The 22,678-nt window shown below is 72.2% G+C and carries 26 protein-coding genes; 15 read left to right on the top strand and 11 right to left on the bottom strand.

Annotated elements, in window-relative coordinates; genetic code table 11:
• The first annotated feature begins 21 nt into the window (after positions 1-21).
• Both KIS93_RS32640 and KIS93_RS32645 read left to right on the top strand, forming a co-directional pair.
• Complete coding sequence (locus tag KIS93_RS32640) at positions 22-1,092, top strand: protein kinase family protein (RefSeq protein ID WP_155128797.1); 1,071 nt, start codon at positions 22-24, stop codon at positions 1,090-1,092.
• Positions 1,093-2,286, top strand: a complete 1,194-nt coding sequence (locus tag KIS93_RS32645) for an FHA domain-containing serine/threonine-protein kinase (protein ID WP_080044049.1) — start codon at positions 1,093-1,095, stop codon at positions 2,284-2,286.
• Here KIS93_RS32645 and KIS93_RS32650 read toward each other — a convergent pair.
• Positions 2,273-3,817, bottom strand: coding sequence for a type 1 periplasmic-binding domain-containing protein (locus KIS93_RS32650; RefSeq protein ID WP_168014671.1), 1,545 nt, complete (start codon positions 3,815-3,817; stop codon positions 2,273-2,275). The genes KIS93_RS32645 and KIS93_RS32650 overlap by 14 nt on opposite strands.
• A 183-nt stretch (positions 3,818-4,000) precedes the next feature.
• Here KIS93_RS32650 and KIS93_RS32655 point away from each other — a divergent pair, with 183 nt between their 5' ends.
• Both KIS93_RS32655 and KIS93_RS32660 read left to right on the top strand, forming a co-directional pair.
• Positions 4,001-4,651: a hypothetical protein gene (locus KIS93_RS32655; protein ID WP_155128795.1), complete on the top strand. Its 651-nt coding sequence runs from the start codon at positions 4,001-4,003 to the stop codon at positions 4,649-4,651.
• A gap of 97 nt (positions 4,652-4,748) precedes the next feature.
• On the top strand, positions 4,749-5,174 hold the full coding sequence (locus KIS93_RS32660) for a GNAT family N-acetyltransferase (protein ID WP_230465695.1): 426 nt from the start codon (positions 4,749-4,751) through the stop codon (positions 5,172-5,174).
• Positions 5,175-5,203: 29 nt separating this feature from the next.
• Here the strand turns inward: KIS93_RS32660 and sigJ are convergent, their stop codons facing one another.
• A complete protein-coding gene (gene sigJ / locus KIS93_RS32665) occupies positions 5,204-6,103 on the bottom strand; it encodes an RNA polymerase sigma factor SigJ (RefSeq protein ID WP_080044046.1) in 900 nt (299 codons plus the stop codon).
• A 144-nt stretch (positions 6,104-6,247) separates the two neighbouring features.
• On the opposite strand from sigJ, the gene wrbA reads away from it, so the two are divergent.
• A complete protein-coding gene (gene wrbA, locus KIS93_RS32670) occupies positions 6,248-6,856 on the top strand; it encodes an NAD(P)H:quinone oxidoreductase (RefSeq protein ID WP_080044045.1) in 609 nt (202 codons plus the stop codon).
• Positions 6,857-6,954: 98 nt separating this feature from the next.
• Complete coding sequence (locus KIS93_RS32675) at positions 6,955-7,929, top strand: TAXI family TRAP transporter solute-binding subunit (RefSeq protein ID WP_080044044.1); 975 nt, start codon at positions 6,955-6,957, stop codon at positions 7,927-7,929.
• Here KIS93_RS32675 and KIS93_RS32680 read toward each other — a convergent pair.
• Together KIS93_RS32680 and KIS93_RS32685 are read right to left on the bottom strand one after the other, a co-directional pair.
• Entirely contained in the window at positions 7,926-9,326 is a 1,401-nt protein-coding gene (locus tag KIS93_RS32680) for a sensor histidine kinase (protein ID WP_080044043.1), read from the bottom strand. The genes KIS93_RS32675 and KIS93_RS32680 overlap by 4 nt on opposite strands.
• A gap of 6 nt (positions 9,327-9,332) precedes the next feature.
• Positions 9,333-10,055: a response regulator transcription factor gene (locus KIS93_RS32685; protein WP_080044042.1), complete on the bottom strand. Its 723-nt coding sequence runs from the start codon at positions 10,053-10,055 to the stop codon at positions 9,333-9,335.
• 179 nt (positions 10,056-10,234) lie between these two features.
• On the opposite strand from KIS93_RS32685, the gene KIS93_RS32690 reads away from it, so the two are divergent.
• Genes KIS93_RS32690 through KIS93_RS32700 form a run of 3 tightly spaced genes read left to right on the top strand, consistent with a single transcriptional unit; the run spans position 10,235 to position 13,248 of the window.
• Complete coding sequence (locus tag KIS93_RS32690) at positions 10,235-11,260, top strand: tripartite tricarboxylate transporter substrate-binding protein (protein WP_080044041.1); 1,026 nt, start codon at positions 10,235-10,237, stop codon at positions 11,258-11,260.
• Positions 11,257-11,718 carry a tripartite tricarboxylate transporter TctB family protein gene (locus KIS93_RS32695; protein WP_080044040.1) on the top strand — a complete coding sequence of 154 codons (462 nt, stop codon included), beginning with the start codon at positions 11,257-11,259 and terminating at the stop codon, positions 11,716-11,718. Before KIS93_RS32690 ends, KIS93_RS32695 begins: the two co-directional genes overlap by 4 nt.
• Positions 11,719-11,742: 24 nt before the next feature.
• Positions 11,743-13,248 carry a tripartite tricarboxylate transporter permease gene (locus KIS93_RS32700; protein ID WP_080044039.1) on the top strand — a complete coding sequence of 502 codons (1,506 nt, stop codon included), beginning with the start codon at positions 11,743-11,745 and terminating at the stop codon, positions 13,246-13,248.
• A gap of 6 nt (positions 13,249-13,254) precedes the next feature.
• On the opposite strand, the gene KIS93_RS32705 is transcribed toward KIS93_RS32700, so the two are convergent.
• The 6 genes from KIS93_RS32705 to KIS93_RS32730 form a co-directional block, all read right to left on the bottom strand.
• Positions 13,255-13,506 (bottom strand): hypothetical protein, encoded by a 252-nt coding sequence (locus tag KIS93_RS32705; protein WP_155128789.1) that lies wholly within the window; start codon positions 13,504-13,506, stop codon positions 13,255-13,257.
• Positions 13,499-14,614, bottom strand: a complete 1,116-nt coding sequence (locus KIS93_RS32710) for an AAA family ATPase (RefSeq protein ID WP_080044037.1) — start codon at positions 14,612-14,614, stop codon at positions 13,499-13,501. The genes KIS93_RS32705 and KIS93_RS32710 overlap by 8 nt, the downstream gene beginning before the upstream one ends.
• A 196-nt stretch (positions 14,615-14,810) precedes the next feature.
• Entirely contained in the window at positions 14,811-17,045 is a 2,235-nt protein-coding gene (gene katG, locus KIS93_RS32715; protein ID WP_080044036.1) for a catalase/peroxidase HPI, read from the bottom strand.
• A gap of 33 nt (positions 17,046-17,078) precedes the next feature.
• On the bottom strand, positions 17,079-17,516 hold the full coding sequence (locus tag KIS93_RS32720) for a Fur family transcriptional regulator (RefSeq protein ID WP_080044035.1): 438 nt from the start codon (positions 17,514-17,516) through the stop codon (positions 17,079-17,081).
• Between the two features lie 129 nt (positions 17,517-17,645).
• On the bottom strand, positions 17,646-17,978 hold the full coding sequence (locus KIS93_RS32725) for a branched-chain amino acid transporter permease (protein WP_080044034.1): 333 nt from the start codon (positions 17,976-17,978) through the stop codon (positions 17,646-17,648).
• Positions 17,979-17,984: 6 nt separating this feature from the next.
• On the bottom strand, positions 17,985-18,719 hold the full coding sequence (locus tag KIS93_RS32730; RefSeq protein WP_080047367.1) for an AzlC family ABC transporter permease: 735 nt from the start codon (positions 18,717-18,719) through the stop codon (positions 17,985-17,987).
• A gap of 63 nt (positions 18,720-18,782) precedes the next feature.
• Here KIS93_RS32730 and KIS93_RS32735 point away from each other — a divergent pair, with 63 nt between their 5' ends.
• From KIS93_RS32735 to KIS93_RS32745, 3 genes are all read left to right on the top strand, one after another.
• Positions 18,783-19,235: an Lrp/AsnC family transcriptional regulator gene (locus KIS93_RS32735; RefSeq protein ID WP_080044033.1), complete on the top strand. Its 453-nt coding sequence runs from the start codon at positions 18,783-18,785 to the stop codon at positions 19,233-19,235.
• A gap of 74 nt (positions 19,236-19,309) precedes the next feature.
• On the top strand, positions 19,310-19,513 hold the full coding sequence (locus KIS93_RS32740) for a hypothetical protein (protein ID WP_080044032.1): 204 nt from the start codon (positions 19,310-19,312) through the stop codon (positions 19,511-19,513).
• Positions 19,514-19,538: 25 nt separating this feature from the next.
• Positions 19,539-19,991 (top strand): DUF5946 family protein, encoded by a 453-nt coding sequence (locus KIS93_RS32745; protein ID WP_080044031.1) that lies wholly within the window; start codon positions 19,539-19,541, stop codon positions 19,989-19,991.
• Here the strand turns inward: KIS93_RS32745 and KIS93_RS32750 are convergent.
• Positions 19,951-20,556, bottom strand: a complete 606-nt coding sequence (locus tag KIS93_RS32750) for a TetR/AcrR family transcriptional regulator (protein ID WP_080044030.1) — start codon at positions 20,554-20,556, stop codon at positions 19,951-19,953. The two genes, KIS93_RS32745 and KIS93_RS32750, sit on opposite strands and share 41 nt — an antisense overlap.
• 94 nt (positions 20,557-20,650) lie before the next feature.
• On the opposite strand from KIS93_RS32750, the gene KIS93_RS32755 reads away from it, so the two are divergent.
• The 3 genes from KIS93_RS32755 to KIS93_RS32765 all read left to right on the top strand — a co-directional run bounded on the left by KIS93_RS32755 (position 20,651) and on the right by KIS93_RS32765 (position 22,672).
• A complete protein-coding gene (locus tag KIS93_RS32755) occupies positions 20,651-21,439 on the top strand; it encodes an SGNH/GDSL hydrolase family protein (RefSeq protein ID WP_080044029.1) in 789 nt (262 codons plus the stop codon).
• Entirely contained in the window at positions 21,436-22,146 is a 711-nt protein-coding gene (locus KIS93_RS32760) for an aminoglycoside phosphotransferase family protein (RefSeq protein ID WP_080044028.1), read from the top strand. Before KIS93_RS32755 ends, KIS93_RS32760 begins: the two co-directional genes overlap by 4 nt.
• An 88-nt stretch (positions 22,147-22,234) precedes the next feature.
• The gene (locus tag KIS93_RS32765; protein WP_080047366.1) at positions 22,235-22,672 is read left to right on the top strand and encodes a protein-tyrosine phosphatase family protein; all 438 of its coding nucleotides are present in this window, start codon (positions 22,235-22,237) and stop codon (positions 22,670-22,672) included.
• Positions 22,673-22,678 lie beyond the last annotated feature (6 nt).

Below are 22,678 nucleotides of genomic sequence, written 5' to 3' on the forward strand. Positions count from 1 at the left end.
CAGGAGCGCGGCGGCCCGAGCATGAACCCCCCAGACGTGGTCGACGAAGCCGACCTGAAGCCCGCCGCGGACGCGGCGACCTACCAGCTGCGCCCCGGCGGTCAGGCGCGCAGCCTGACGCCGTGCGAGGTCGCCGGCGTCCCCGGGCGGCTGCTGTTCAAGCGGTACGACGAGGAGACGCTGGCGGGCCTCGACGAGGACGCCCTGCTCGCCATGGTCCGCTGGCGCCGCGAGCTCCCCCGCCAGGACCGCGCCGCCCTCGACCGCCGCTGCGCGTGGCCGGTCGCGGCAGTGCGTTCTTCCACAAGCTCGGATGCGGCGCCGCATGGGGACGGGCGGATCGTCGGCATCCTGATCAGGCCCGCGCCGGAGCAGATGTTCGTCGGGCTGCGCGACCGGATGGTGCCGCGGCACCTCGACGAGCTCACCCGCTCCCCCGACCGGGTCGAGGCCCTGCGCGAGCAGTACGGCACGCGTTACTACGAGCCGCCGTACAAGCTGGCCGTCCTCGGCCGGCTGCTCTCGACCGTGCAGTGGCTGCACGAGCGCGGGTACGTGGTGGGCGACCTGCAGCTGCGCAACGCCGTCTTCACCATCGACCCGGCGCCGGCGGTGTACCTGCTCGACTGCGACTCGTGCGTGCCGGCCGGCGGGCACGGCGCCCTGCCGGAGGCGGACCCGGAGCAGTGGAAGCTGCCCCGCGAGGGTGCGTTCACGCCGGAGTCCGACTACTACAAGCTCGCCTGGGCGCTCGTGCGGTGCCTCCAGGAGAGCGCCGAGACCTGGACGCTGGACGAGGCCGCGCTGGCCAGGGTCCTGCCGTCCCGCCACATCACCCTGATCAGGCAGTGCCTGGACGGCCCGCCGGAGTCGGTGGACACCGCGCGCTGGCGGGCGGCGGGCGAGTCGTGGCGCTGGCTCGTCACCCCCGGGCGCATCTACGTCGAAACCGACGCGAACCTGCGCGAGGCGTGGCGCCGGGGCAGGTCCGCCGTGGGGAACGGCTCGGCCGCCCGGCGCGGGGGAGTCGTGGTGCTGATCGTCGTCCTGGTGGCGATCGCCGTCGTCGCCCTGGTCACGTGGGGAGTCTGAATGAGCACCGGCGAGCCGCGGCGCATCGGGCCCTACGAGGTGCTCGGCCGTCTGGGGGCCGGCGGTCAGGGGACGGTCTACCTCGCGCGGGGCGAGATGGGCCGGGTCGCGATCAAGGTGATCCACGCGCAGGGGGCGGCGGATCCGCGGGCACGCAGGTGGTTCGCGGACGAGGTGGCGATCGCGTCGCGGGTGCCCAGGGCGTACACGGCGATGATCATCGACGCGGCCGTCGACGGGGACCAGCCGTACATCGTGAGCGAGTACGTGGAGGGCCCGTCCCTCCAGGAGCTCGTCGACACGCACGGGCCGCTGTCGGGGTCCGCGCTCGAACGCCTGGCGACGTACACGGCCACGGCCCTGGCGGCCATCCACGGCGCGGGCGTCGTCCACCGGGACCTCAAGCCCGCGAACGTGATCATCGGCCCGGACGGGCCCCGGGTCGTGGACTTCGGCATCGCGCGGGCGCTGGAGGCGACCGCCGCGATCACCACCCCCGTGGGGACGCCCGCCTACCTCGCGCCCGAGCAGGTCGGCGGCGCCGAGGCCGAGGTCGGCCCCGCCGCGGACGTGCACGCGTGGGCGGCCACGGTGTACTTCGCCGCCACCGGCAAGGCGCTGTTCTCGGGGAGCAACGTGGCGTTCATCATCAACCGCGTCCTGAACGAGACGCCCGACCTGGGGATGATCGCCGAGCCGCTGCGCTCGCTGATCGCCGGCTGCCTCGACAAGGACCCGTCGCGCCGGCCGACCGCCATGCAACTGCTCGGCCGCCTCGTCGGCTACCAGGCGGAGAGCGAGCGCGCGACGATGCCGCGCACCGTCATCCTGCCGGCCGCGCTCGGGACGCTGAAGGAGACGACCACCCTGGGCAGCGGGCCCGCCGCCGACATCGTCGTCCCCGGGTCGGGGATCGCGCCCGCGCACGCCACCGTCCGCAGGGTGAGCGCCGGCTACCGGCTGCACGATCACAGCGGCGGGCTGGGGACGTTCATCGACGGCCGGCCCGTCCTCTACGCGACGCTGCGGCCCGGCGACCGGTTCAGGATCGGCACGGCGGTGCTGCGGCTCGGGGAGGAGGGGGAGCTGGAGCACGTGCGGCTCGTGCGCACGCCGAGCGCGCGATGGTGGCTCCTGCTCCTCCTCGCCGCACTCCTCGCAGTAACGGTGATTGCGGTGGTCAGGGGATCGTGACGGGGGTGGGTGTGGTGACGTTCACCCGCTCCCCCGTCTTGGAGTCGAGGGTGAACGCGCCGCTCGCGCCGCGGATCACGTTCGTGCCGGTGAACAGGTAGAGCTGCCCGCGCACCGCCGCCGCGGACGGCAGGCTGAGCTGCGACGGGTCCACGCCGATCGCCGCCTTCTGCACCGCCGTGGCGGCCGCCGTCACCGCGTCGTACGAAAGGATCGCCAGCCCGCTGCCCAGATGCCCCGCCGGGAACGTCACCCCGTGATGCGGCGCCACGAACTCGGCGCGGAAGTCACGGTAGAGCTGGTGGTGCGGGTTGTCCTCGCGGTCGAGCCGCACCGGGTCGGCGAGCGGCACGAACATCACCTTGATCGGCGCCTCCGGGTCGTGCAGCGACGGGTCGTTCGGGTCCTGGTCCTGGGCGTCGTCGCCGGTCACGACCGTGATGGGCGTGGAGCGGCAGGGGCGGCTGCGCAGCAGCTTGAGGAAGGTGGGCATGAACGCCTGGCGGCCCGCGTAGAAGATCATGTCGGTCTTCGTCCCGCAGATCGTGTCGCTGATCGTCCGAAGGAGGGACGGGCCGCCGCGCGGGTCGAAGGGGAAGCTGAGCCCGGACCTGTCGACGTACGGCTTCAGCCCCAGCTTCGGGTCGAGGAAGGCGTCCTTGAGCGAGCGGGCGTACAGGTCCTTCGTGCCCTGCGGGGTCACGTCCGCCCACATGAGGGCCGCGTTCCCGCCGACCTTCTTCTTCTTGAACTCCTCGGCGATGGCGGCGAGCTGGGCCGACGTGCTGACCGCGGTGCGAGTGAGCCCCGGGATGGGCCCCGCGCCGTCGATCTCGCCCGTGGTGTTGAACCCGGCCGCCGTGATGAAGTCGGCCACCATCGGGATCCCCGGGTCCTTCGCCAGCGCCCGGGCGGCGTCGATGCTCTCCTGCTGGCTCGGGCCCATCCCGGTGACCGCGACGATCTGGCCCGGGCTGCCCGTGGCGCCCGTCGCGGCGTTGCGCCGCACCGCCTGCACGGTCGTCCGCCACTTCGAGCCGTCGTGGCCGGTGTTGGCGAGCAGGAGCCGGATCTTCGGGAACGTCTCCGACCGGTTGGCGCGGTACTGCCCGATGAACGCCCCTTCGAGCTGGTGCAGCGCCCGCTCCCCGACCAGGCCCCGGGGCCCCGCGCCCATCGGGGCCATGAGCGCGATCGTGCTGTAGTCCTTGCCCTGGGCGACCTGGCGGTTCTCCGCCGCGATCGCCTCCAGCACCTGCTGGTACTGCTTGCCGAGCACCATCGTGCCGTCGGCCGGGTCCATCAGCCCGACACATTCGTCGTCGACGGCCACGACGTCGCCGCTCTTCGTCTCGCAGCCGCCGAACGGCCACCACCCCTGGGTGTAGTTCACGAGCACGACGGTGGAGATCAGGACGGCGACCACCACGACGATCACCACCAGGCGGCGCTGGAAGAGCATGCCGGCCTGCCTCAACAGGCGTAAGGCGCGCGCGGCCGGGGAGGGTGCCGGTGCCGGTTCGTCATACATGGGGAACTCCAAGCCGTCACTGATCCCAGGACCGTGCAGCGCTCTCGCACGCTTCTCTCCCTGGGGCGGCGGGAGCCTAAACTCATCGTCATTAAAACGTGATCAACGGCGGGCGGACAACCACAGTCAGAGAGCCCAGGGATAGATGGGGCACAAGGGGACGTACTACAGCACAATCGAGGCATGGGAAACCCTCGGCACCCCGACCCGCGGGACTACCCCGGCGTGGCCGCCACCCTGGTCGTGATCCTGGTGGTGCTCCTGCCGGGCGGCCTGGCCTTCAGCGTCCACAAGTACCTGAAAGGCCCCGCCCCGGCCGTGGCCTTGCACGAACCGGCACCGAGCCCCACCCCCAAGAGCCAGGACCGGCTGCTCGACGCCGCCGAGTTCGGCGACTGGAGCTTCCGGATGGACGGCGTCGCGTTCCAGGCCGAGCGGGTCGGCCGCTGGACGTACGACTCCTGCGCCCCCGTCGACAGGGACGGGCTGCTGGCCGAGAACCGGTGCGCCCGTGCCGTCCAGCTCGCCTACTCCGCCTACAAGGGCCACCTCAAGGCCGTCCAGGTCATCCTCGCCTTCCCCACCGAGAAGGCCGCCGCCGCCACGGCCGAACGCCTGGCCAAGTCCTCCCGTGGCGTGAAGTGGCGGCGGGACAAGGTGCTCGGCACGTACGTCTACGGGCGGATCCGGTCGGGTGCCAGTAAACGGTACGTCGTCTACACGGCCGTCACCGCCGACAAGACCGCCCAGGCCAAGGCCGCCCGCTTCCACCAGTATTTGCACGCGGACCACCTGAACTACTTCCTCTTCCGCGAGCCGGCCCTCACAAGCTGAGCCCGCGGTCCTCCTGAGCCCTTCCGCCGTGGGAGGAGCGGGTCCGGTTCCTAGGGCTACGATCGCGTTCGTGGAGAATTGGGGGCTTCGTCCGGCTTTGGCGTCGGATGTGGAGAAGGTGGCCGAGCTGCGGGCCGTCGTGATGCGGCCGGACCTCGAACGGCTCGGACGGTACGACGAGCACCGCGTCCGGCAGCGGTTCAGGGACGCGTACGAGCCGGCCCACGCCTGGATCATCGAGGTGGACGGCGCCTTCGCCGGCTGCGTCGCCCTGCGGCCCGAGCCGGACGAGTACTGGCTGGAGCACTTCTTCCTGGACCCGCGGCTGCAGGGCCGGGGCATCGGATCGGCCGTGCTGGGCCGGCTGCTGGAGCGGTGCGACCGCGAGGGCGCAGTGGTGCGGCTGAACGTGTTGCGGGGCAGCCAGGCCCGGCGGCTGTACGAGCGGCACGGGTTCACCGTCGAATCGCAGGACGAGGTGGACATCTGGATGGTGCGCACCCCGGCGCAGGTCACCCCGTAGTTCAGAGCTGGTGTGCGGCCCTGCGCGCGTCAGCTCGTGGTCCAGGGGCGGAGCTTGTCCGGGTTGAGCACCGCCCAGATGTGCCGGATCCGGTCGCCCGCCACGTCGAACGCCAGCACCGACACGGTCACGCCGTCGAGCTGGGCCACCAGCCCGGGCCGGCCGTTGACCATGCGCTCCACGAGCCGCAGGCCGGACACCGCGTCCATCCGTCCGGCGAGGAAGCGGGCGATCTCCTCGGCCCCCCGCACCGGGCGGGGAGCGGCCGTGACCAGGCCGCCGCCGTCGCCCGTCGCGGTGGCCTCCGGGTCGAGCAGGGCGATGAGGGCGCCGATGTCCTTGCCCTCCCAGGCCCGCTTGAAGGCCCGGACGACGCCGGCCTGCTGGGCGGCCGGCGTCGCGGGGGCCTGCGCGGCGCGGGAGTCGCGGATGCGGCGGCGGGCCGAGGTGGCGAGCTGCCGGCAGGCCGCCGGGCTGCGCCCGACGATCTCCGCGACCTCCGCGAACGGGTAGCGGAAGACGTCGTGCAGGATGAACGCGACCCGTTCGGCCGGCGTCATCGACTCGAGGACGACCAGGAAGGCCATGTTGACCGACTCGTCGAGGGTGACGCGGTCGGCCGGATCCCCCTCGGGCAGGTCGGGCAGCGGCTCCGGCACCCACTCGCCCACGTAACGCTCGCGCCGGACCCGGGCCGAGCCGAGCAGGTCGAGGCAGATGCGGCCGGCCACCTTCGTCAGCCAGGCCGCCGGCGACTCGATGGCCTCCTGCTGCCGCCGCGACATGGCGTACCAGCGGGCGTACGTCTCCTGCACGACGTCCTCCGCGTCGGCGAGCGAGCCCAGCAGCCGGTAGGCGAGGTTGATCAGGTGGCGGCGCTCGCTCATGATCGCGGTCAGGCTCGGGTCCTGCCCTGGTGAGGTGGTCATGACGGCGCCGGCTCCCTCGGTCGTTCTGCCTTCTCCCCGGTACGACGAAACACCGGGCCGGAATGTGAGGCCGGGGGTCGCCTCACATCACGCGCGGCTACGTCGTCGTACCGGCGAACAGAACCCCCGAGAAGGGACCCGATCATGGAAACCGTCAACGTGGCCATCGTCTATTACAGCGCCACGGGCACCGTGCACGCCCTGGCGCGGGCCGCCGCCGAGGGCGCGGAGAAGGCCGGCGCCGACGTACGGCTGCGCAAGATCGCCGAGCCCGCGCCGCCGGAGGTGATCGACACCCGGCCGGAGTGGGCCCAGCACGTCCGCGACACCGCCGACGTCCCCGTGGCCACGGTGGACGACCTGGCCTGGGCCGACGCCGTGCTGTTCGGGACGCCGACCCGCTTCGGCAACCCGGCCAGCCCGCTGCGCGCCTTCATCGAGGCCGCCGGGCCCCTCTGGTTCCAGGGCAAGCTGGCGGACAAGGTGTACTCGGCGTTCACCGCCTCCAACACCGCGCACGGCGGGCAGGAGTCCACGATCCTGGCGCTGGCGAACACGTTCTACCACTGGGGCGGCATCATCGTCCCGCCCGGCTACACCGACCCGATCCAGTTCCAGTCCGGCAACCCGTACGGCGCCTCGCACGTGGCCGGCGAGGGGCCGGTGAGCGAGGTGGCCCTGCAGTCGGCCCGCCACCAGGCCCGCCGCGTCACCGAGACCGCCGCCGCCTTCAAAACGGGCCGCGCCGCCTGAGCCGGGCTCGGTTGTGCGGCCCGAGCCGGGCTCGGTTGCGTCGTGAGCCGGCGCCGGGCTCGGCCGTGCCGCCCGGCGTTCGTCCGTATCATCTCGGCATGGTGCGCACCCCCGAGTCACGCCTCAGCCGGCGGGTGGTGCTGCTGGGCGCCGGTGGGCTGCTCGCCGGGTGCTCCCGGCGGCGCGAGGCCGGCGAGGTGCGGCTGCGGCTGGCCACCGGCCCGGCCGGGGCGGTCTACCGGCGCATCGGCGGGTCGCTGGCCGCGCACATCTCCGAGCAGGTGCCGGGAGCGACGGTGACGACCGTGCCGAGCCGGGCGTCCACCGACAACATCCGGATGTTACGGGCCGGCGCGGTGCACCTGGGCCTGACCAGCCTGGACGCGCTGATCAGCACGGACGGCCGGGCGCCCGGCGGCCTCTCGGCGGTCTGCCGGTTGTACGACAGCCACCTGCACCTCGTGGTCCTGGCCGGCTCGGCGATCGACGCGTTCGGCGACCTGAAGGGGCGGCGCGTGTCGCTGGGCGCCCGCGACTCCGGCACCGAGTTCATCTCGCTGCGGGTGCTGGGGCTCGGGCCGGTCAGCGCCGACGTTCGTTACCTCAGCCAGGCCGAGTCGGCGGCGGCGCTGCGGGACGGCGAGATCGACGCGATGTTCTCGCTGACCGGCGTCCCGACGCCGGCGATCACGGAGCTGGCGCAGCGGCGGCCGATCCGGCTCATCCCGCTGGACGCCCAGGCGGACGCGCTCTTCACCGCCTTCCCCGGCCCCTACGCCCCGGCCACGATCCCCGCCACCGCGTACGCGGGCGTCCCGGCCACCCGCACGGTCGCCGTCCCGAACGTGCTGCTCGCCCGCGACGACCTGCCCGCCGACCTGGTGTACGCCATCACCGACACGATCTTCACCCACACCGGCACGATCACCTCGGTGAGCCGCGACGAGGACAGTGCGGCCGTGCCCGACGCGGTGCCCGAGGCGTGGCAGATCAACGTGCGGACGGGGATCGCCACCGCGTCGGTCCCGCTGCACCCGGGAGCGGCAGCCTGGTTCCGCGACCACAAACGCTAATCCGGTGGTGCGACGGGCAAGGTGACCACGGCGGCGAACCCGTGCCCCGCCCCGTCCGGCCGCGGCAGCCCGTCCTCCAGCCGCAGCTCACCCCCGGCCGCCCCCACGAGGTCGGCGCAGATGGCCAGCCCGAGCCCGGTCCCCGGCACGTTCTGGTGCCGCGGCGACCGCCAGAACCGCCGCAACGCCTGCGCCCGCTCGCCCACGTCGATCCCCTGCCCGTCGTCCCGCACGGAGATGATCACCACGTCCCCGGAGCCGGTGCGCGCGCTCACCTCCACCACCCGCGCCTCCGACAGCCGCAACGCGTTGCTGACCAGCTCGTCCAGAATGCTCCCCAACCCTCCGGTGGGCTCCAGCAGCCGCAGCCCGCCCGGCACGTCCACGGTGAGCGTCTGCCCCGCCGTCCCGGTCAGCGCCCGCCACCGATCCACGCGGGTGGCGAGCACCGCGTCGAGCTCCACCGGCGAGGCCGTCTTGATGCTCTCCATGCGCGCGCTGGCCTGCAACGAGTTCAGCAGCCGCTGCATGGCCTTCACCTCGTCCACGGCCACCTCGTACACCGGCCGCCCGTCCCCGGCCAGGTGCGGCTCCAGGCTCTCGACGGCGAGCCGCAGACTGGTCAGCGGGTTGCGGAGCTGGTGGGAGGCGTCGGAGACGAACGCGCGCTGCCGCTGCACGGCGTTCTCCACGGCGTCCATCATGGTGTTGAACGAGCCGGCGAGCCGCCGCAGCTCGACCGGCCCGGCCTCGGCGTCGGCGCGGATGGTGAGGTCGCCCTGGGAGATGCGCGAGCTGGCGGCGTCCAGCTCGCGCACCGGACGCAGCACCCACGCCGACACCGGCCAGGCGACCGCGACCAGCGCGATGAGCGGCAGCAGCCCGAGGCCGGCGAGGCGGGCCCATTGCAGCAGGACGCGGGAGCGGGTCCGCGACAGGTCGGAGATGGTGACGACGGCGCCGACGACCTCGCTGTCCCGGCCGACGGGCTCGGCGACGACGAGGGCGGAGCCGTCCCAGGGCGCCCATGCGCCGGACGGCTCCGAGCGGGTGCCCGCCAGCGCCGCGGTCACGATCCTGGGCAGCGCGGGCTCGGCGCCGGCCGCCTCCCGGTAGGCGCGGGCGGGCCCGAGCAGCACGGTGCCGGAGGTGTCGATCACGGCGGCGGGGATGCCGTACAGCTCGTGGTAGCGCTCCAGCTCGCGCTGCAGGGCCTCGGTGCGCCCGGTCGACAGCGCCGTCTCGGCCAGCGAGGCGAACCGGCCGACGTCGCCGAGCCGGTCCACGTACGTCTCCTGCATCTCGCGCTCGGCCAGGGTGACGCTGTGCGGCACGCCGAGCGCCGCGACGAGCAGCACCGCGAGCGGCACGAGAACGACGAGCAGGCGACGGCGCACGGCGCGTCAGCCGGTCGGCTCCGGCCGGCCGGTCGGCCCGGGGCCGGGGGCCGGCTTCGTGAGGGGGCCGGCCTGGAGCCGGTAGCCGACCCCGTGAAGGGTGCGGATGGGCACGGAAGGCCCGAGCTTGTGCCGCAGCGCGGCGATGTGCGTGTCGAGGGTGCGGCTGGAGGACTCCCAGGTCGCGCCCCAGATCTGGTCGAGGATGACGTCGCGGCTGACCACGTTCGGGGCGCGGCGGGCCAGCAGCAGGAGCAGCTCGAACTCCTTGCGCGTCAGCGTCACCGGCGCGCCTTCGACGGTGACCTCGCGGGTGCCGACGCCGATGCGCATCGGGCCGAGCGTGAGCGGCTCGCCGGGCTCGCTCATGGCCCGCGCCACGCGGGTGCGCCGCAGGACGGCGTCGATGCGGGCGAGCAGCTCGGGAACGCCGAACGGCTTGACGATGTAGTCGTCGGCGCCGGCGCGCAGGCCGCGTACCCGCTCGTGCTCCTCGGAGCGCGCGGTCACGGCGATGACGGCCGTCTCGGGACGGTCGCGCAGCTTGCGGATCACGTCGAGGCCGTCGCCGTCGGGCAGGCCCAGGTCGACGAGGACCACGTCGGAGGGGGCGGCGCGGACGGCCTCTGCGGCGGTGGCGAGGCGGTGCACCTCGAAGCCCGCCTGGGCCAGGACGGTCACCAGGCCCCGCGCCACGCGGTCGTCATCCTCGATGATCGTGATCCGCATACCGGCGGATTGTACGGCGAGGATCAACGCTTGTGTTAGCCCTTCACTTCTTGGGATTCTTCTGACATCCAGCGCATTCCTTGGGATTTCTCTGACACCATCCGCGTCCCTGCCAGCCGAGACTGAGGCAGCCGCGCACTCACCGACACACGGGCATGCGCTGACGAGGAGGTCGCGAGATGAGAACGACCAGCAGACACCGGGGCATCACCCGGATGATCACCGCGATCGGCGTCCTGTCGCTCGTCGCCGCCTGCTCCGGAGGAAACGGGGGCAACGGCACCGCGCCCGCCGGCGGCGGCTACCCGGACAAGAACATCACGTTCGTCGTGCCGTTCAGCGCGGGCGGCCCCACCGACACCGTCACCCGCATGATCGCCGAGCCGATGGCCGCCAAGCTCGGCGGCAAGATCGTCGTACAGAACGTGGAAGGAGCGGGCGGCACCGTCGGCGCGGGAGAGGTCGCGCGGGCCCAGCCCGACGGCTACACCGTGCTCATGCACCACATCGGCATGTCCACCGCGCCCGCCCTCTACCAGAGCCTCGGCTACAAACCCCTCGATGACTTCCAGACGGTCGGGCTCGTCACCGAGGTGCCGATGACGATCGTCGCCCGCAAGGACTTCGAGCCCAAGACGCTCCAGGAGCTCGTCACCTACGTCAAGGCGAACGCCTCCAAGGTCACCCTCGCCAACGCCGGCATCGGCGCCGCCTCCCACCTGTGCGGCCTGCTGTTCCAGACCGCCGCCGGCGTCAAGCTCCAGGAGGTCCCGTACGAGGGCACCGGGCCCGCCCTCACCGACCTCGTCGGCGGCCAGGTCGACTTCATGTGCGACCAGACGACCAACACCAGCGGCCAGATCACCGCGGGCGAGGTCAAGGCGTACGCGGTCACCACGCCCGAGCGCGTCAAGAGCCTGCCCGACCTGCCCACCACCACCGAGGCCGGGCTGCCGCAGCTCAAGGTCAGCGTCTGGCACGGCCTGTACGTGCCCAAGGGCACGCCCCAGGACGTCGTCCAGAAGCTGTCGGAGGCGCTGAAGGCGGCGCTGGCCGACCAGAAGGTCATCGACCAGATGGCCAAGCTCGGCACCGCCCCCGTCAAGGCCGCGGACGCCACCCCCGAGGCGCACCGGGCCCGCCTCCAGGAGCAGATCACCACGTGGGGCAAGGTGATCGCCGACGCCGGGGTCAAGGCCGGGTGAAGCGCCGCCGCTCCCTCCCCGACGTCCTCGCGGGAGCCGTCTTCGTCCTGATCGGCGGCGCGTTCGCGCTGGGGTCGCTCGGCTACGAGCTGGGCACCCCGCTGCGGATGGGCCCCGGCGCCTTCCCCCTGCTGGTCGGCGCGATCGTCGCCGCGCTCGGCCTGGCGATCGTCGTCAAGGGCCTCGTCGCGGGCGAGCTGATCGTGTTCGGGACGATCCCGTGGCGGGCCGTCGCCGTCATCGTGCTCGCGCTGCTGTTCTTCGGGTTCACCGTACGAGGGCTCGGGTTCGTCCCTGCGTCGGCCGTGACGGCCCTGCTCACGACGCTGGCCAGCACGCGCGTCCGCCCGCTCATGGCCGTGGCCGTGGCGGCCGGGCTCACCGTGGCCGGCACGCTCATCTTCGTCGTCGGACTCCAGCTGCGGATCCCGCTCGTCGGCCCGTGGCTGGGGGCCTGACACGGCCTTTCGGATCGAGAGGGCATGGAACTCCTCGACAACCTCGCACTGGGCTTCTCGACCGCCCTCCTCGTCCAGAACGTCCTCTACTGCTTCGTCGGCGTGCTCCTCGGCACCGCCGTCGGCGTGCTGCCCGGCATCGGGCCGACCGCGACGGTGGCGATGCTGTTGCCGATCACGTTCAGCTTCGAGCCCGTCACCGCGCTGATCATGCTGGCCGGCATCTACTACGGCGCCCAGTACGGCGGCTCCACCACCGCCATCCTCATCAACCTGCCCGGCGAGTCGTCGGCCGCGGTCACCGCACTCGACGGGCACGAGATGGCCCGCCAGGGCCGCGCCGGCTCCGCGCTGGCCACCGCCGCGGTCGGCTCGTTCATCGCGGGCACCATCGCCACCGTCGTCCTCGCCGTCGCCGCCCCACCCCTCGCCCGCGTCGCGCTGCGGTTCGGCCCCGCCGAATACTTCTCGCTGGTGCTGCTCGGCCTCATCGTCTCGGTCGCACTGGCCCGCGGCACCACGCTCAAAGCCCTCGCCATGATCGCGCTCGGCGTCCTGCTCGGCACCATCGGCCAGGACATCTACACCGGCACCCCCCGATTCGTCTTCGAGCAGCGCGAGCTGTACGGCGGCATCGACTTCGTCTCCGTCGCCGTCGGCATGTTCGGGGTCGCCGAGATCCTGCGCAACCTGGAGAACGAGCACACCCGCACCCTGCTCGTCAGCAAGGTCCGCGGCCTCTGGCCCACCCGCGAGGACCGGCGCAGGATCGTCGGCCCCATCCTGCGCGGCACCGGCCTCGGCGCCGCACTCGGCGTCCTGCCCGGCGGCGGGCACGTGCTGGCCTCCTTCACCTCGTACGCCGTGGAGAAACGCATCTCCAGACGGCGCGCGGAGTTCGGCCACGGAGCCATCGAAGGCGTCGCCGGCCCCGAATCCGCCAACAACGCCGCCGCCCAGACCTCGTTCATCCCCCTGCTCACCCTCGGCCTGCCCGCCCACCCCGTCATGGCGCTGATGGTCGGCGCGTTCATCGTCCACGGCATCACCCCCGGCCCGAACGTCATCACCGAGGAACCCGCGCTGTTCTGGGGCCTGATCGCGTCGATGTGGATCGGCAACGTGCTCCTCGTGCTGCTGAACCTGCCGCTCATCGGCATCTGGGTCCGCATGCTGCACATCCCGTACCAGGTGCTCTTCCCGATGATCATCCTGTTCGCGGCCGTCGGAACGTACTCGCTGTCGTTCAACGCCTTCGACGTCTACGCCATCGTCTTCTTCGGCCTGCTCGGCTACGTCCTCATCAAGTGCGGCTGCGAACCCGCCCCGCTGTTGCTCGGCTTCGTCCTGGGGCCCTTGCTGGAGGAGAACCTGCGCCGCGCCCTCATCATCTCCCGCGGCGACGCCACCGTCTTCGTCACCCGCCCCATCTCCGGCGCCCTCCTGCTCCTGGCGGGGGCCGCCCTCGCGATCACCGTCCTGCCCGCGATCCGCAAACGCCGCGAGGTCGTCTTCGCCGAGGACGACTGACGCCCCTTACGCGCGCCGCCGCCGGTACTCGGCCCTCATCGCCGACAGCCGCGCCCGCCGTGCCTGCTCCTCATCGCAGCACGAGCACGGGGCGTCCACCTCGACCCGCCCAAGAACGTCCAGCCCGTGCGCGGCGACCAGGAACTGCACCGTGCTCCCGTACAGGCGCGCCAGCCTGTGCCGCCGCCTGCCGAACCGGGCGAAGTACCGCTCGATGGCGGCCGCGGCCTCCGGCTCCACGCCGGTCACCCTAGCCACCGAGCCAGCCGGTCCGGGCGAGGATGGCGTCGACCACCTGGCCGGAGGTGCGGCCGTCGGTCGGGATGCGGACCTCGCCGATGCCGGCCCGTTCCAGGGCGGTGGCGGTGGCCACCGCCTCGTCGGCGAGCTGGAGGAGCCGCGCCGTGGGCTGACCGCGCAGCGGGTCGCCCGGTTGGGACCAGTCGCTGCCCTGGCCGCGTCGTACGATGCGGCGCGTCAGCTCCTCGCGGCCCGCGTGCAGGCGGCACAGCGTGAGACGGGCTCCGGGGAGCGCTTCGGTGTACGTCTTGATCGTGGTCTCGTCGCGTACGGGGCCGGTCACCACCAGGACCTGGGCCCCGGCGGCTCGGTAGGTGCGCCACAGGGACGCCAGGTTGCGGGCCCTGAGCTGGTGGTCGTCGGGGTCGTCCGAAGGGACGGGGCTGCGGAAGCCGATCTGGCCGAGGTCGACGTACGCGGCGGTGCGGCCGGCGCGCAGGGCGCGCATGAAGAGCTCGAAGCCGGCCGTCGACTTGCCGACGGCCGTCGTGCCGCACAGCCACATCACCGGGTCGCCGTCGAACGTCACCTGTGGCAGCTCGGGCACCGGTTCCTCGCTCGGGCCGGGCCAGGTGCCGATGCGTTCCGAGACCAGCTGGGCCACCTCGGCCGGCGCCAGGCCGTCGGTGTCCACGATCACGTCGGCGAAGTCGCTCGCGTCGAGCGCGCCGGCCTCCCGCAGGACGTCCTCGATCTGATCGGCGCTGCCGCCGCGGCCGGTGAAGCGCCGTCGCAGCTCCTCGCGGCCGGCCCGCAGCCGGCAGACGGTCAGGGCGGTGCGCGGCACCTGGCCCGGGCGGACGCCGTTGACGGGGTCGAGGACGCCCGAGACGACGAGGCAGCGGGCGCCGGCCGCCTGGAAGCCGGCGGCGACCGCGTCGAGGTTGCGGGCCTTCATGCGGTGCCGGCCGGGGTCGTCGGCGGGCTCCGGGTAGCAGATGCCGAGCTGGTCGATGTCGACGTAGGCGGCGGCGACGCCGTCGTGCTTGAGACGGGAGTAGATCTCCCAGGCGACGGTGGTCTTGCCGACTCCCGGCGGGCCGCACAGCCACAGAACAGGGATCACGACATTCCCGGCACGGAGATGGAGGCCATGGTGAGAATTGTCGCCATCCGGTTCTCCCGTGTCGACGCATTTTCCACCGACCGCCGACCACCGACCGCCGACCGCCGACCGCCGACCACCGACCGCCGACCGCCGCACATAAGAGACCGGGCCGGCCCCCGAACGAGGGACCGGCCCGGCGAAATGCCTGGAAGGATCAGACGAGGTCGAACCGGTCGGCGTTCATGACCTTGGTCCACGCCGCGACGAAGTCGTTCACGAACTTCTCCTTCGCGTCGTCGCTCGCGTACACCTCGGCCAGCGCCCGCAGCTCCGAGTTGGAGCCGAACACCAGGTCGGCGCGGGTGCCGGTCCACTTGACCTGGCCGGTCTCGGCGTCGCGGCCCTCGAACGTGGTCTGGTCCTCGGACGTCGCCTGCCACCTCGTGCCCAGGTCGAGCAGGTTGACGAAGAAGTCGTTCGTCAGCGTGCCGGGGTTGGTGGTGAAGACGCCGTGCTGCGACTGCTGGTGGTTCGCGCCGAGCACGCGCAGGCCGCCGACGAGGACGGTCATCTCGGGCGCGGACAGGTTCAGCAGGTTCGCCTTGTCGAGCAGCAGGTACTCGGCGGGCAGGCGGTTGCCCTTGCCGAGGTAGTTGCGGAAGCCGTCGGCGGTCGGCTCGAGAGCGGCGAACGACTCGACGTCCGTCTGCTCCTGCGTGGCGTCGACGCGGCCGGGCGTGAACGGCACGACGACGTCGAAGCCGGCCTCCTTGGCCGCCTTCTCCACGCCGACGCCGCCGGCCAGGACGATCACGTCGGCGAGCGAGACCTGCTTGCCGCCGGTCTGGGCGCCGTTGAAGGCCTTCTGGATGCCCTCAAGGGTGCCGAGCACGGTGGCGAGGCGGTCGGGGTCGTTGACCTCCCAGCCGATCTGCGGCTGCAGGCGGACGCGGGCGCCGTTGGCGCCGCCCCGCTTGTCGCTGTTGCGGTAGGACGAGGCGGAGGCCCACGCGGTGGACACGAGCTCCGACACCGACAGGCCCGAGGCCAGGATCTGGCTCTTGAGCGTGGCGACGTCGGCCTCGTCGATGAGGTCGTACGTGCGCTCGGGCAGCGGGTCCTGCCAGAGCAGCACCTCCGAGGGAACCTCCGGGCCGAGGTAACGCACGATCGGGCCCATGTCGCGGTGCGTCAGCTTGTACCAGGCCTTGGCGAACGCGTCCGCGAACTCCTGCGGGTTGTCGCGGAAGCGGCGCGAGATCTGGTCGTAGATCGGGTCGACGCGCAGCGCGAGGTCGGTGGTGAGCATCGTCGGCGCGTGCCGCTTGGCCGGGTCGTGGGCGTCGGGGACGGTGCCCTCCCCGGCACCGTCCTTCGGCCGCCACTGGTGGGCGCCGGCGGGGCTCTTGAACAGCTCCCACTCGTAGCCGTACAGGATCTCGAAGAAGCTGTTGTCCCACTGGGTCGGCGTGTTGGTCCAGATGCCTTCGAGGCCGCTGGTGATGGCGTCGCCGCCCTTGCCGGTGCCGTACGTGCTGCGCCAGCCGAGCCCCTGCTCCTCGATCGAGGCGGCCTCGGGGTCGGCGCCGACGTGGTCGGCGGGGCCGGCGCCGTGGGTCTTGCCGAAGGTGTGGCCGCCGGCGATGAGGGCGACGGTCTCCTCGTCGTTCATGGCCATCCGGCGGAACGTCTCACGGATGTCCCTGGCCGCGGCGAGCGGGTCGGGGTTGCCGTTCGGGCCCTCCGGGTTGACGTAGATGAGGCCCATCTGGACGGCGCCGAGCGGGTTCTCCAGCTCGCGGTCGCCGGTGTAGCGCTCGTCGCCGAGCCATGTGGTCTCGGGGCCCCAGTAGACGTCCTCCTCGGCCTCCCAGACGTCCTCGCGGCCGCCCGCGAACCCGAACGTCTCGAAGCCCATCGTCTCCAGCGCCACGTTGCCGGCGAGGATCATGAGGTCGGCCCAGGACAGGTTGCGGCCGTACTTCTTCTTGACCGGCCACAGCAGGCGGCGCGCCTTGTCGAGGTTGGCGTTGTCGGGCCAGCTGTTCAGCGGCGCGAAGCGCTGCTGGCCGGCGCCGGCGCCGCCGCGGCCGTCGCTGATCCGGTACGTGCCGGCGCTGTGCCAGGCCATCCGGATGATGAGCGGGCCGTAGTGCCCGAAGTCGGCCGGCCACCAGTCCTGCGAGGTGGTCAGCACCTCGGCGATGTCCCGCTTGACGGCCGGGAGGTCGAGGCTGAGGAACGCCTGCCGGTAGTCGAAGTCGTCGCCGTAGGGGCGGCCGACGGCGGGGTTCTTGGCGAGGATCCTCAGGTTGAGCCGCTCGGGCCACCACTGACGGTTGCCGCCGCCCTGGGTGGGGTGCAGAGCGCGGGTGTGGGCCACCGGGCAGCCGGCGGCTTCGCCTTCTACCTTCGGGTCTGTGACGATGGCGTCATGGTTCTCAGTCATGGGAATCCTTCCAGGACATGGCGATGAGCGTGCTCACGAAGTGCGGTTGGTGGAGCAATCGGGGCACCGGCCCCAGTAGATGACCTCGGCCTCGTCGATGGTGAAGCCGTGGTCGTCGGCTGCATGAAGGCACGGGGCATGACCGACCGCGCAGTCGACGTCGGCGACCGCGCCGCACGACCGGCACACGATGTGGTGGTGGTTGTCCCCCACACGCCCCTCAAAACGAGCCGGGCTTCCCGCCGGTTCGATCCGGCGGACCAGTCCTGCCGCGGTGAGCGCGTGGAGGGCTTCGTACACGGCTTGGAGGGAGACGTGACCCACACGATCGCGCACCCCGGAGGCGATCGCCTCGACGTCGAGGTGGTCGCCGTGCCGGACGGTCTCGAGCAACGCGACGCGAGCGGCGGTGACCCGCAGGCCGGCGCCGCGCAGCTCCTCGGCGGTGGTCGGAGTCCTGGGTGCGGTCATGGCGCCACAACATACCGCCATAAACACGAGAGATACAAGATAACGAACCGTCCCAGTTATATGCCGTGCCAAGTCTTTGCCGGCCGGATGATCGCGCTTTGACCTGGGTTCATCCGTCCGGACGACGGCTCAGCCGGCGTGCCAGAACGTCGAGAGCAGCACGTGCAGGGCGGTCGCGCCCAGGACGCTGATCACCGCGTTGCGGGTCTTCAGGTGCAGCCCGACGGCGGCGGCCAGGGCCACGGCCGTGGGCACCATGGCGGTCCAGGGGGTGGGACGCAGGTCGCGCAGGGTGTAGAGGGCCAGGATCAGCATGATGCCGGTGGGCATCTGGAGGGCCAGGAAGCGGGTGACGGACGAGCGGCGCAGCGGGCCGAGCACGGCGAACGGCAGGGCGCGCAGGCCCCAGGTGATCGCGGTGCTGACGGCGACGGCGGCGGCCAGGTAGAGCGGGGTGGGCACGGGGTTCTACCTCTCCAGACCTGAGCCGCAGACGACGGGCTCGGACGCCGGCTGGGGGACGGCCGGTGCGGGGCGGCGGTGACGCAGGGCGTACCGGATGAGGAGGCTTGCCGTGAACAGGGCCATCGCGACCGGCAGGAGCGAGCCGGGCATCAGGAGCGCGGCGGCGGCGAAGCTGCCGGCGGCCAGCAGCGGTGTCGGCAGGTCACGCAGGTCGCGCCAGGCGTCGATCGTGAGCACCACGAACAGGGCGGTCAGCGCGAACTCCAGGCCGTGCAGCGTGACCGGCACCAGGGCGCCGGCGAGGGCTCCGGCGGTGGCGCCGCCGACCCAGTAGGCCTGGCACAGCACCTGCATCCACAGGATGCGCGCGCCGCTCCAGTCGCGGGCGCGCCCGCCGGCGGTCAGCGCGTACGCCTCGTCGGTGAGCGCGAAGGTGGCGTAGACGCGGCCGGCCGGGCGGACCTGGCGCAGCGGGAACGACAGGGCGTAGAAGACGTGCCGCAGGTTCACCAGGAGTGCCGTCGCCGCGATCTGCCCCAGCGGGGTGACGGTGGCGACCAGCCCCACCAGCAGGAACTCCAGCGACCCCGCGTAGATCACGGCGGTGAACACCGTCGCCCACCACCAGTCGAGCCCGGCGTGCACCATGAGCACGCCGAAGCTGACCCCGAGGGGGAACAGGCTCAGCCCCACCGAGGCGGTGTCGGCCGCAGCCGCCGTGAAGTCCCGCGTTCGCATGAAAAGCAATTTTAGTGCGTTTGGTGGATAATATGGTTTCCTGCGTTAGGAGAAATCGGGCATATGCGTAACACAATTGTCCTGGACGAGGTTGATCGGGAAATTTTGTTCCAACTGGCCCAGGACGGCCGGATGTCGAACGTGGAGCTGGCCCGCCGGGTGGGGCTGACGCCGCCGCCCTGCCTGCGCCGGGTCAAGCGCCTGGAGGAGGCGGGGGTGATCGCCGGGTACCGGGCGCAGATCTCGCCCGAGGCGCTCGGCCGTTCGCTGGAGGTGGTCGTGTCGGTGGAGATCGCGGTCAACGACCTGCAGACGGTGGAGGAGTTCGAGTCGCGGGTGGCGGCGCTGGAGGAGGTGCTGGAGTTCCGGCGAATGTTCGGGCGGCCCGACTACTACATGCGGGTGGCGGTGGCCGACCAGTTCGCGTACGAGAAGTTCCTCAGCCAGCAGATCCTGCCGCTGCCCGCGGTCTCCCGCGTGGACTCCCACCTCACGATGAAGCGCATCAAGGATTAGCCGCGCGGTCCCGCCGCTCGATGAGTAGGCTGCCTATATGTAGGGTGTCTACATGAGTGAGAAGGGACTCCTTGATGGATGAGGAACAGGCCGGAGGAACCATCTGGCCGGCGGTGCGGCTCGTCATCCTCGTCGTCGCGGGGATGGTGCTGGGGAACGTCCTGCTCACGCTGGTGATGACCCGCGACCCCGCCCTCGGGCTGGACGAGCTCATCGCCTTCGGAGGAGGTGGCATCCTGGGACTGCTGGTCGAGTTCGGGGTGTTCCGGCGGCGCTGAGCCACGACCTCGGGGAAGGGGCGGCATGTCGCGATGTCCGGAATGCGGTGGGGCCGGCGCCCCGAGGCCCTGCGCGGAGCTGTTCGGGGAGCTGCTGACGCTCGACTACTCGATGCGGCCGCCGTGGGCGCCGGTGCACGCCGTCTCGGTCTCCTGCTTCCACCTCCAGCACCCCTCCCGCGCGCCCTCCGCCGCCCCCGGCCAGTGGGCGCTGCTGCACGTCTACCTGGAGGGCGGGCTCGACGCCCTGCTCCCCATGGCGCGGCGCCTGCGCCGGCTCAACTCCCACCGCCGCGGCGGCCACACGCCGGGCGCGGCCGACTTCCCGGGCGTGCCGCCCTTCCCCGCGCACGCCGCCCCGCCGTCCGGGTTCGCCACGACGATCGCCGACGTGGCCGTCGACGGCGGCTTTCCCGCCGACGGCCACGAGGAGCGGGTCAGGCGCTGGGCTCGTGACACGGTGGCGGCGTGGGCGTGAGGGTTTCGAGCAGCGTCCGTACGAACGAGGCCGCCGCCTCCTCGTCGTCCGCGAAGCCCGCCCGCGACATGTGACCCAGGAACGCGTACTGGAAGCAGGCCCCGAGCAGCAGCCCCGCCGCCGCCCGGACGTCCGCCCCCGCCCGCACCCGGCCGGCCTCCTGCTCGGCGCGTAGGTAGGCGGCCAGGGCCTCGTTCGCCTTGTGCGGCCCGGCGCCCTCCTGGCGCAGCTCCTCCTTGTGCGCGGCCAGGGTCGCCGGGTCGGCGAACACGGAGGCGAACATCGGGAACCCGGCCCGGTACAGGTCGATGGCCGCCCTGGCGACGGCGGTGAGGCTGCCCACCAGGTCGCCTCCGCCGCGTAGCGCCTCGGCGAGGGGGGAGAAGCCGGGCGAACGCTCCCGCATCACCGCCACCATCAGGTCGGCCTTGCTCGCGAAGTGCTTGTAGAGCGCCGCCTCGGTGAGCCCGGCGGCCTTCGCGATCTGCCGCGTGGTCACGTTGGCCAGGCCCTGCTCGGCCATGACCTCGGCCGCCGCGTCGAGGATCACGTCTCTGGTGCCCATGTTGGCCCTCCCGCTCACGTTGACATGGTTAGTAAACACTCACTAGCCTCCACGACGTAGGTTAGTGAGCGTTTACCAACCGAGGATACCGACCATGAAACGACCCATCACCATCGCCCTCAGCCTCGTGCTCGCCACCGCGCTCTGCGCCGCCGGCACCGTCGCCTACCTCACGTTCCTCCGCCCCGCCGACCACCCGCCCGCCGCCGCCTGCGCGACCACGCCCACCCGGCCACGCGTCGTCGCCGCCGGGGCCAGCATGACCCAGGGCTCACTCGGCGCCGACTGGGTCGCCGCACTGCGGGCCGCCTATCCGGCGTACGAGCTGGTCAACGCCGGCAGCAACGGCAACACCACCGCCGACCTGCTCCAGCGCGTCGACACCGACATCCTCGCCTGCCGCCCCGCCGCCGTGACGCTCCTGATCGGCACCAACGACGTCCGCAACGGCGTCCCCCTGGACGAGTACCGCGCCAACCTGCGCGCCATCGTCGAACGCGTCAGGACCGGCACCGGCGCCCGCATCGCCCTCATGTCCCTGCCCCCGCTCGGCGAGAACCTGAACACCCCCATCAACCGCACCCTCACCGGCTACAACGCCGCCATCAAGAGCCTGGCCACCGAGATGGGGACGGACTACCTGCCCGTGCACGAGCGCATGGCCGACATCCTCCGCCACGGCCCCCGCACCTCGTACGCCTTCAGCTTCCCCCTCGCCTTCACCGCCGCCGCCCAGCACTACCTGCTCCGCCGCACCTGGGACGAGATCGCCCGCTCGGGCGGCCGCGAACTCCTCGTGGACCACATCCACCTGACCGACCGCGCCGCCGCCCTCGTCACGAAGCTGACCGGCGACTGGCTGAACGGCATCATTTCCTCATGACCGAGCAACCGCTCGCCGGCGGTCACCAGACGGCGGAGGTCGTACGGGTGGGCGACACGGTCCGCCGCGCCCGCGACCCGGGCTCCGCCTTCGCCGCCCAGGTCCTGGCCCACCTGGAAGCGGCCGGCTACCCCTACGCCCCGCGCCACCTGGGCATCGACGAGCGCGGACGCGACGTGCTCGACTTCATCCCCGGCACGACCACCGACCACCCGAGCCAGCGAGCCCCAGGGGCGTACGCGCTGGGTGGGCGCATGCTGCGCGACCTGCACGCGGCCACCGCCGGTCACCCGCTGGCGGGCGCGCGCGAGTGCGTCATTCACGGCGATCCCGGCCCGTTCAACACGATCTTCCGGGAGGGGCTGCCGGTGGCGTTCATCGACTGGTCCTCCTGCCGTCCAGGAGACCGGATGGACGATCTCGGCTACCTGGCGTGGACGTGGTGCGTCCAAGCCGAGGGCCAGGTGCCGATCGCCGACCAGGCCGCCCACCTGCGCGAGCTGCGTGACGGCTACGGTGACGTCTCGCCCGAGCGGCTGGTTGAGGCCATGATCGGCCGGCAGGAGCACATCATCGAAGCCGAGACCGCGCGCCTCCGCACCCGGGACCTGCCTCCACGGCGGCGCCGCCATGCCGAAGCGGCCATCGCCTGGGCCACGGCCGACCGCGCCCTCGTCCTGCGCCACCGGGCGATGTTGCTGCAATGAAAGCGCGGGGCTTTCGCCAGGAGCGCAGGGGGTCAGCCGAAAGCGGAAGATCGTGCCCGGCCTGGGCGGGGTGGTTACGCTCGGCTACATGACCGAGACCTGGGACCCTGCCGCGCCCGGTGTGCTGCGGCTGCCGTCGGGGCGCCTCGTTCGTGGCCGGGGCCTGCGTTATCCGGTGCCCGCCGGGGCGCGGCCGGCGTTCGCGCTCTACCTGCTGGGCAAGGAGCCGCCGGGGGTCGAGTGGGAGCATCGCTGGGTGCGGTGGCCCGACTTCTGGCTGCCGTCCGACCGCGCCGCCGCCGCCGAGGCGTTGCGGGAGGCGTGGGAGAGGGCCCTTTCCGAGCGGGTCGAGGTCGCCTGCGGTGGCGGCAAGGGGCGGACCGGGACCGCCCTGGCGTGCCTGGCCGTGCTCGACGGTGTGCCCGCCGAGCAGGCGGTGGCGTACGTGCGCGAGCACTACGACAAGCGTGCCGTGGAGACCCCGTGGCAGCGGCGTTTCGTCGCCCGCTTCTCCCCAACCGGATAAAACCGG

It is taken from the genome of [Actinomadura] parvosata subsp. kistnae, from assembly GCF_900323885.1.
GTDB lineage: Bacteria > Actinomycetota > Actinomycetes > Streptosporangiales > Streptosporangiaceae > Nonomuraea > Nonomuraea composti.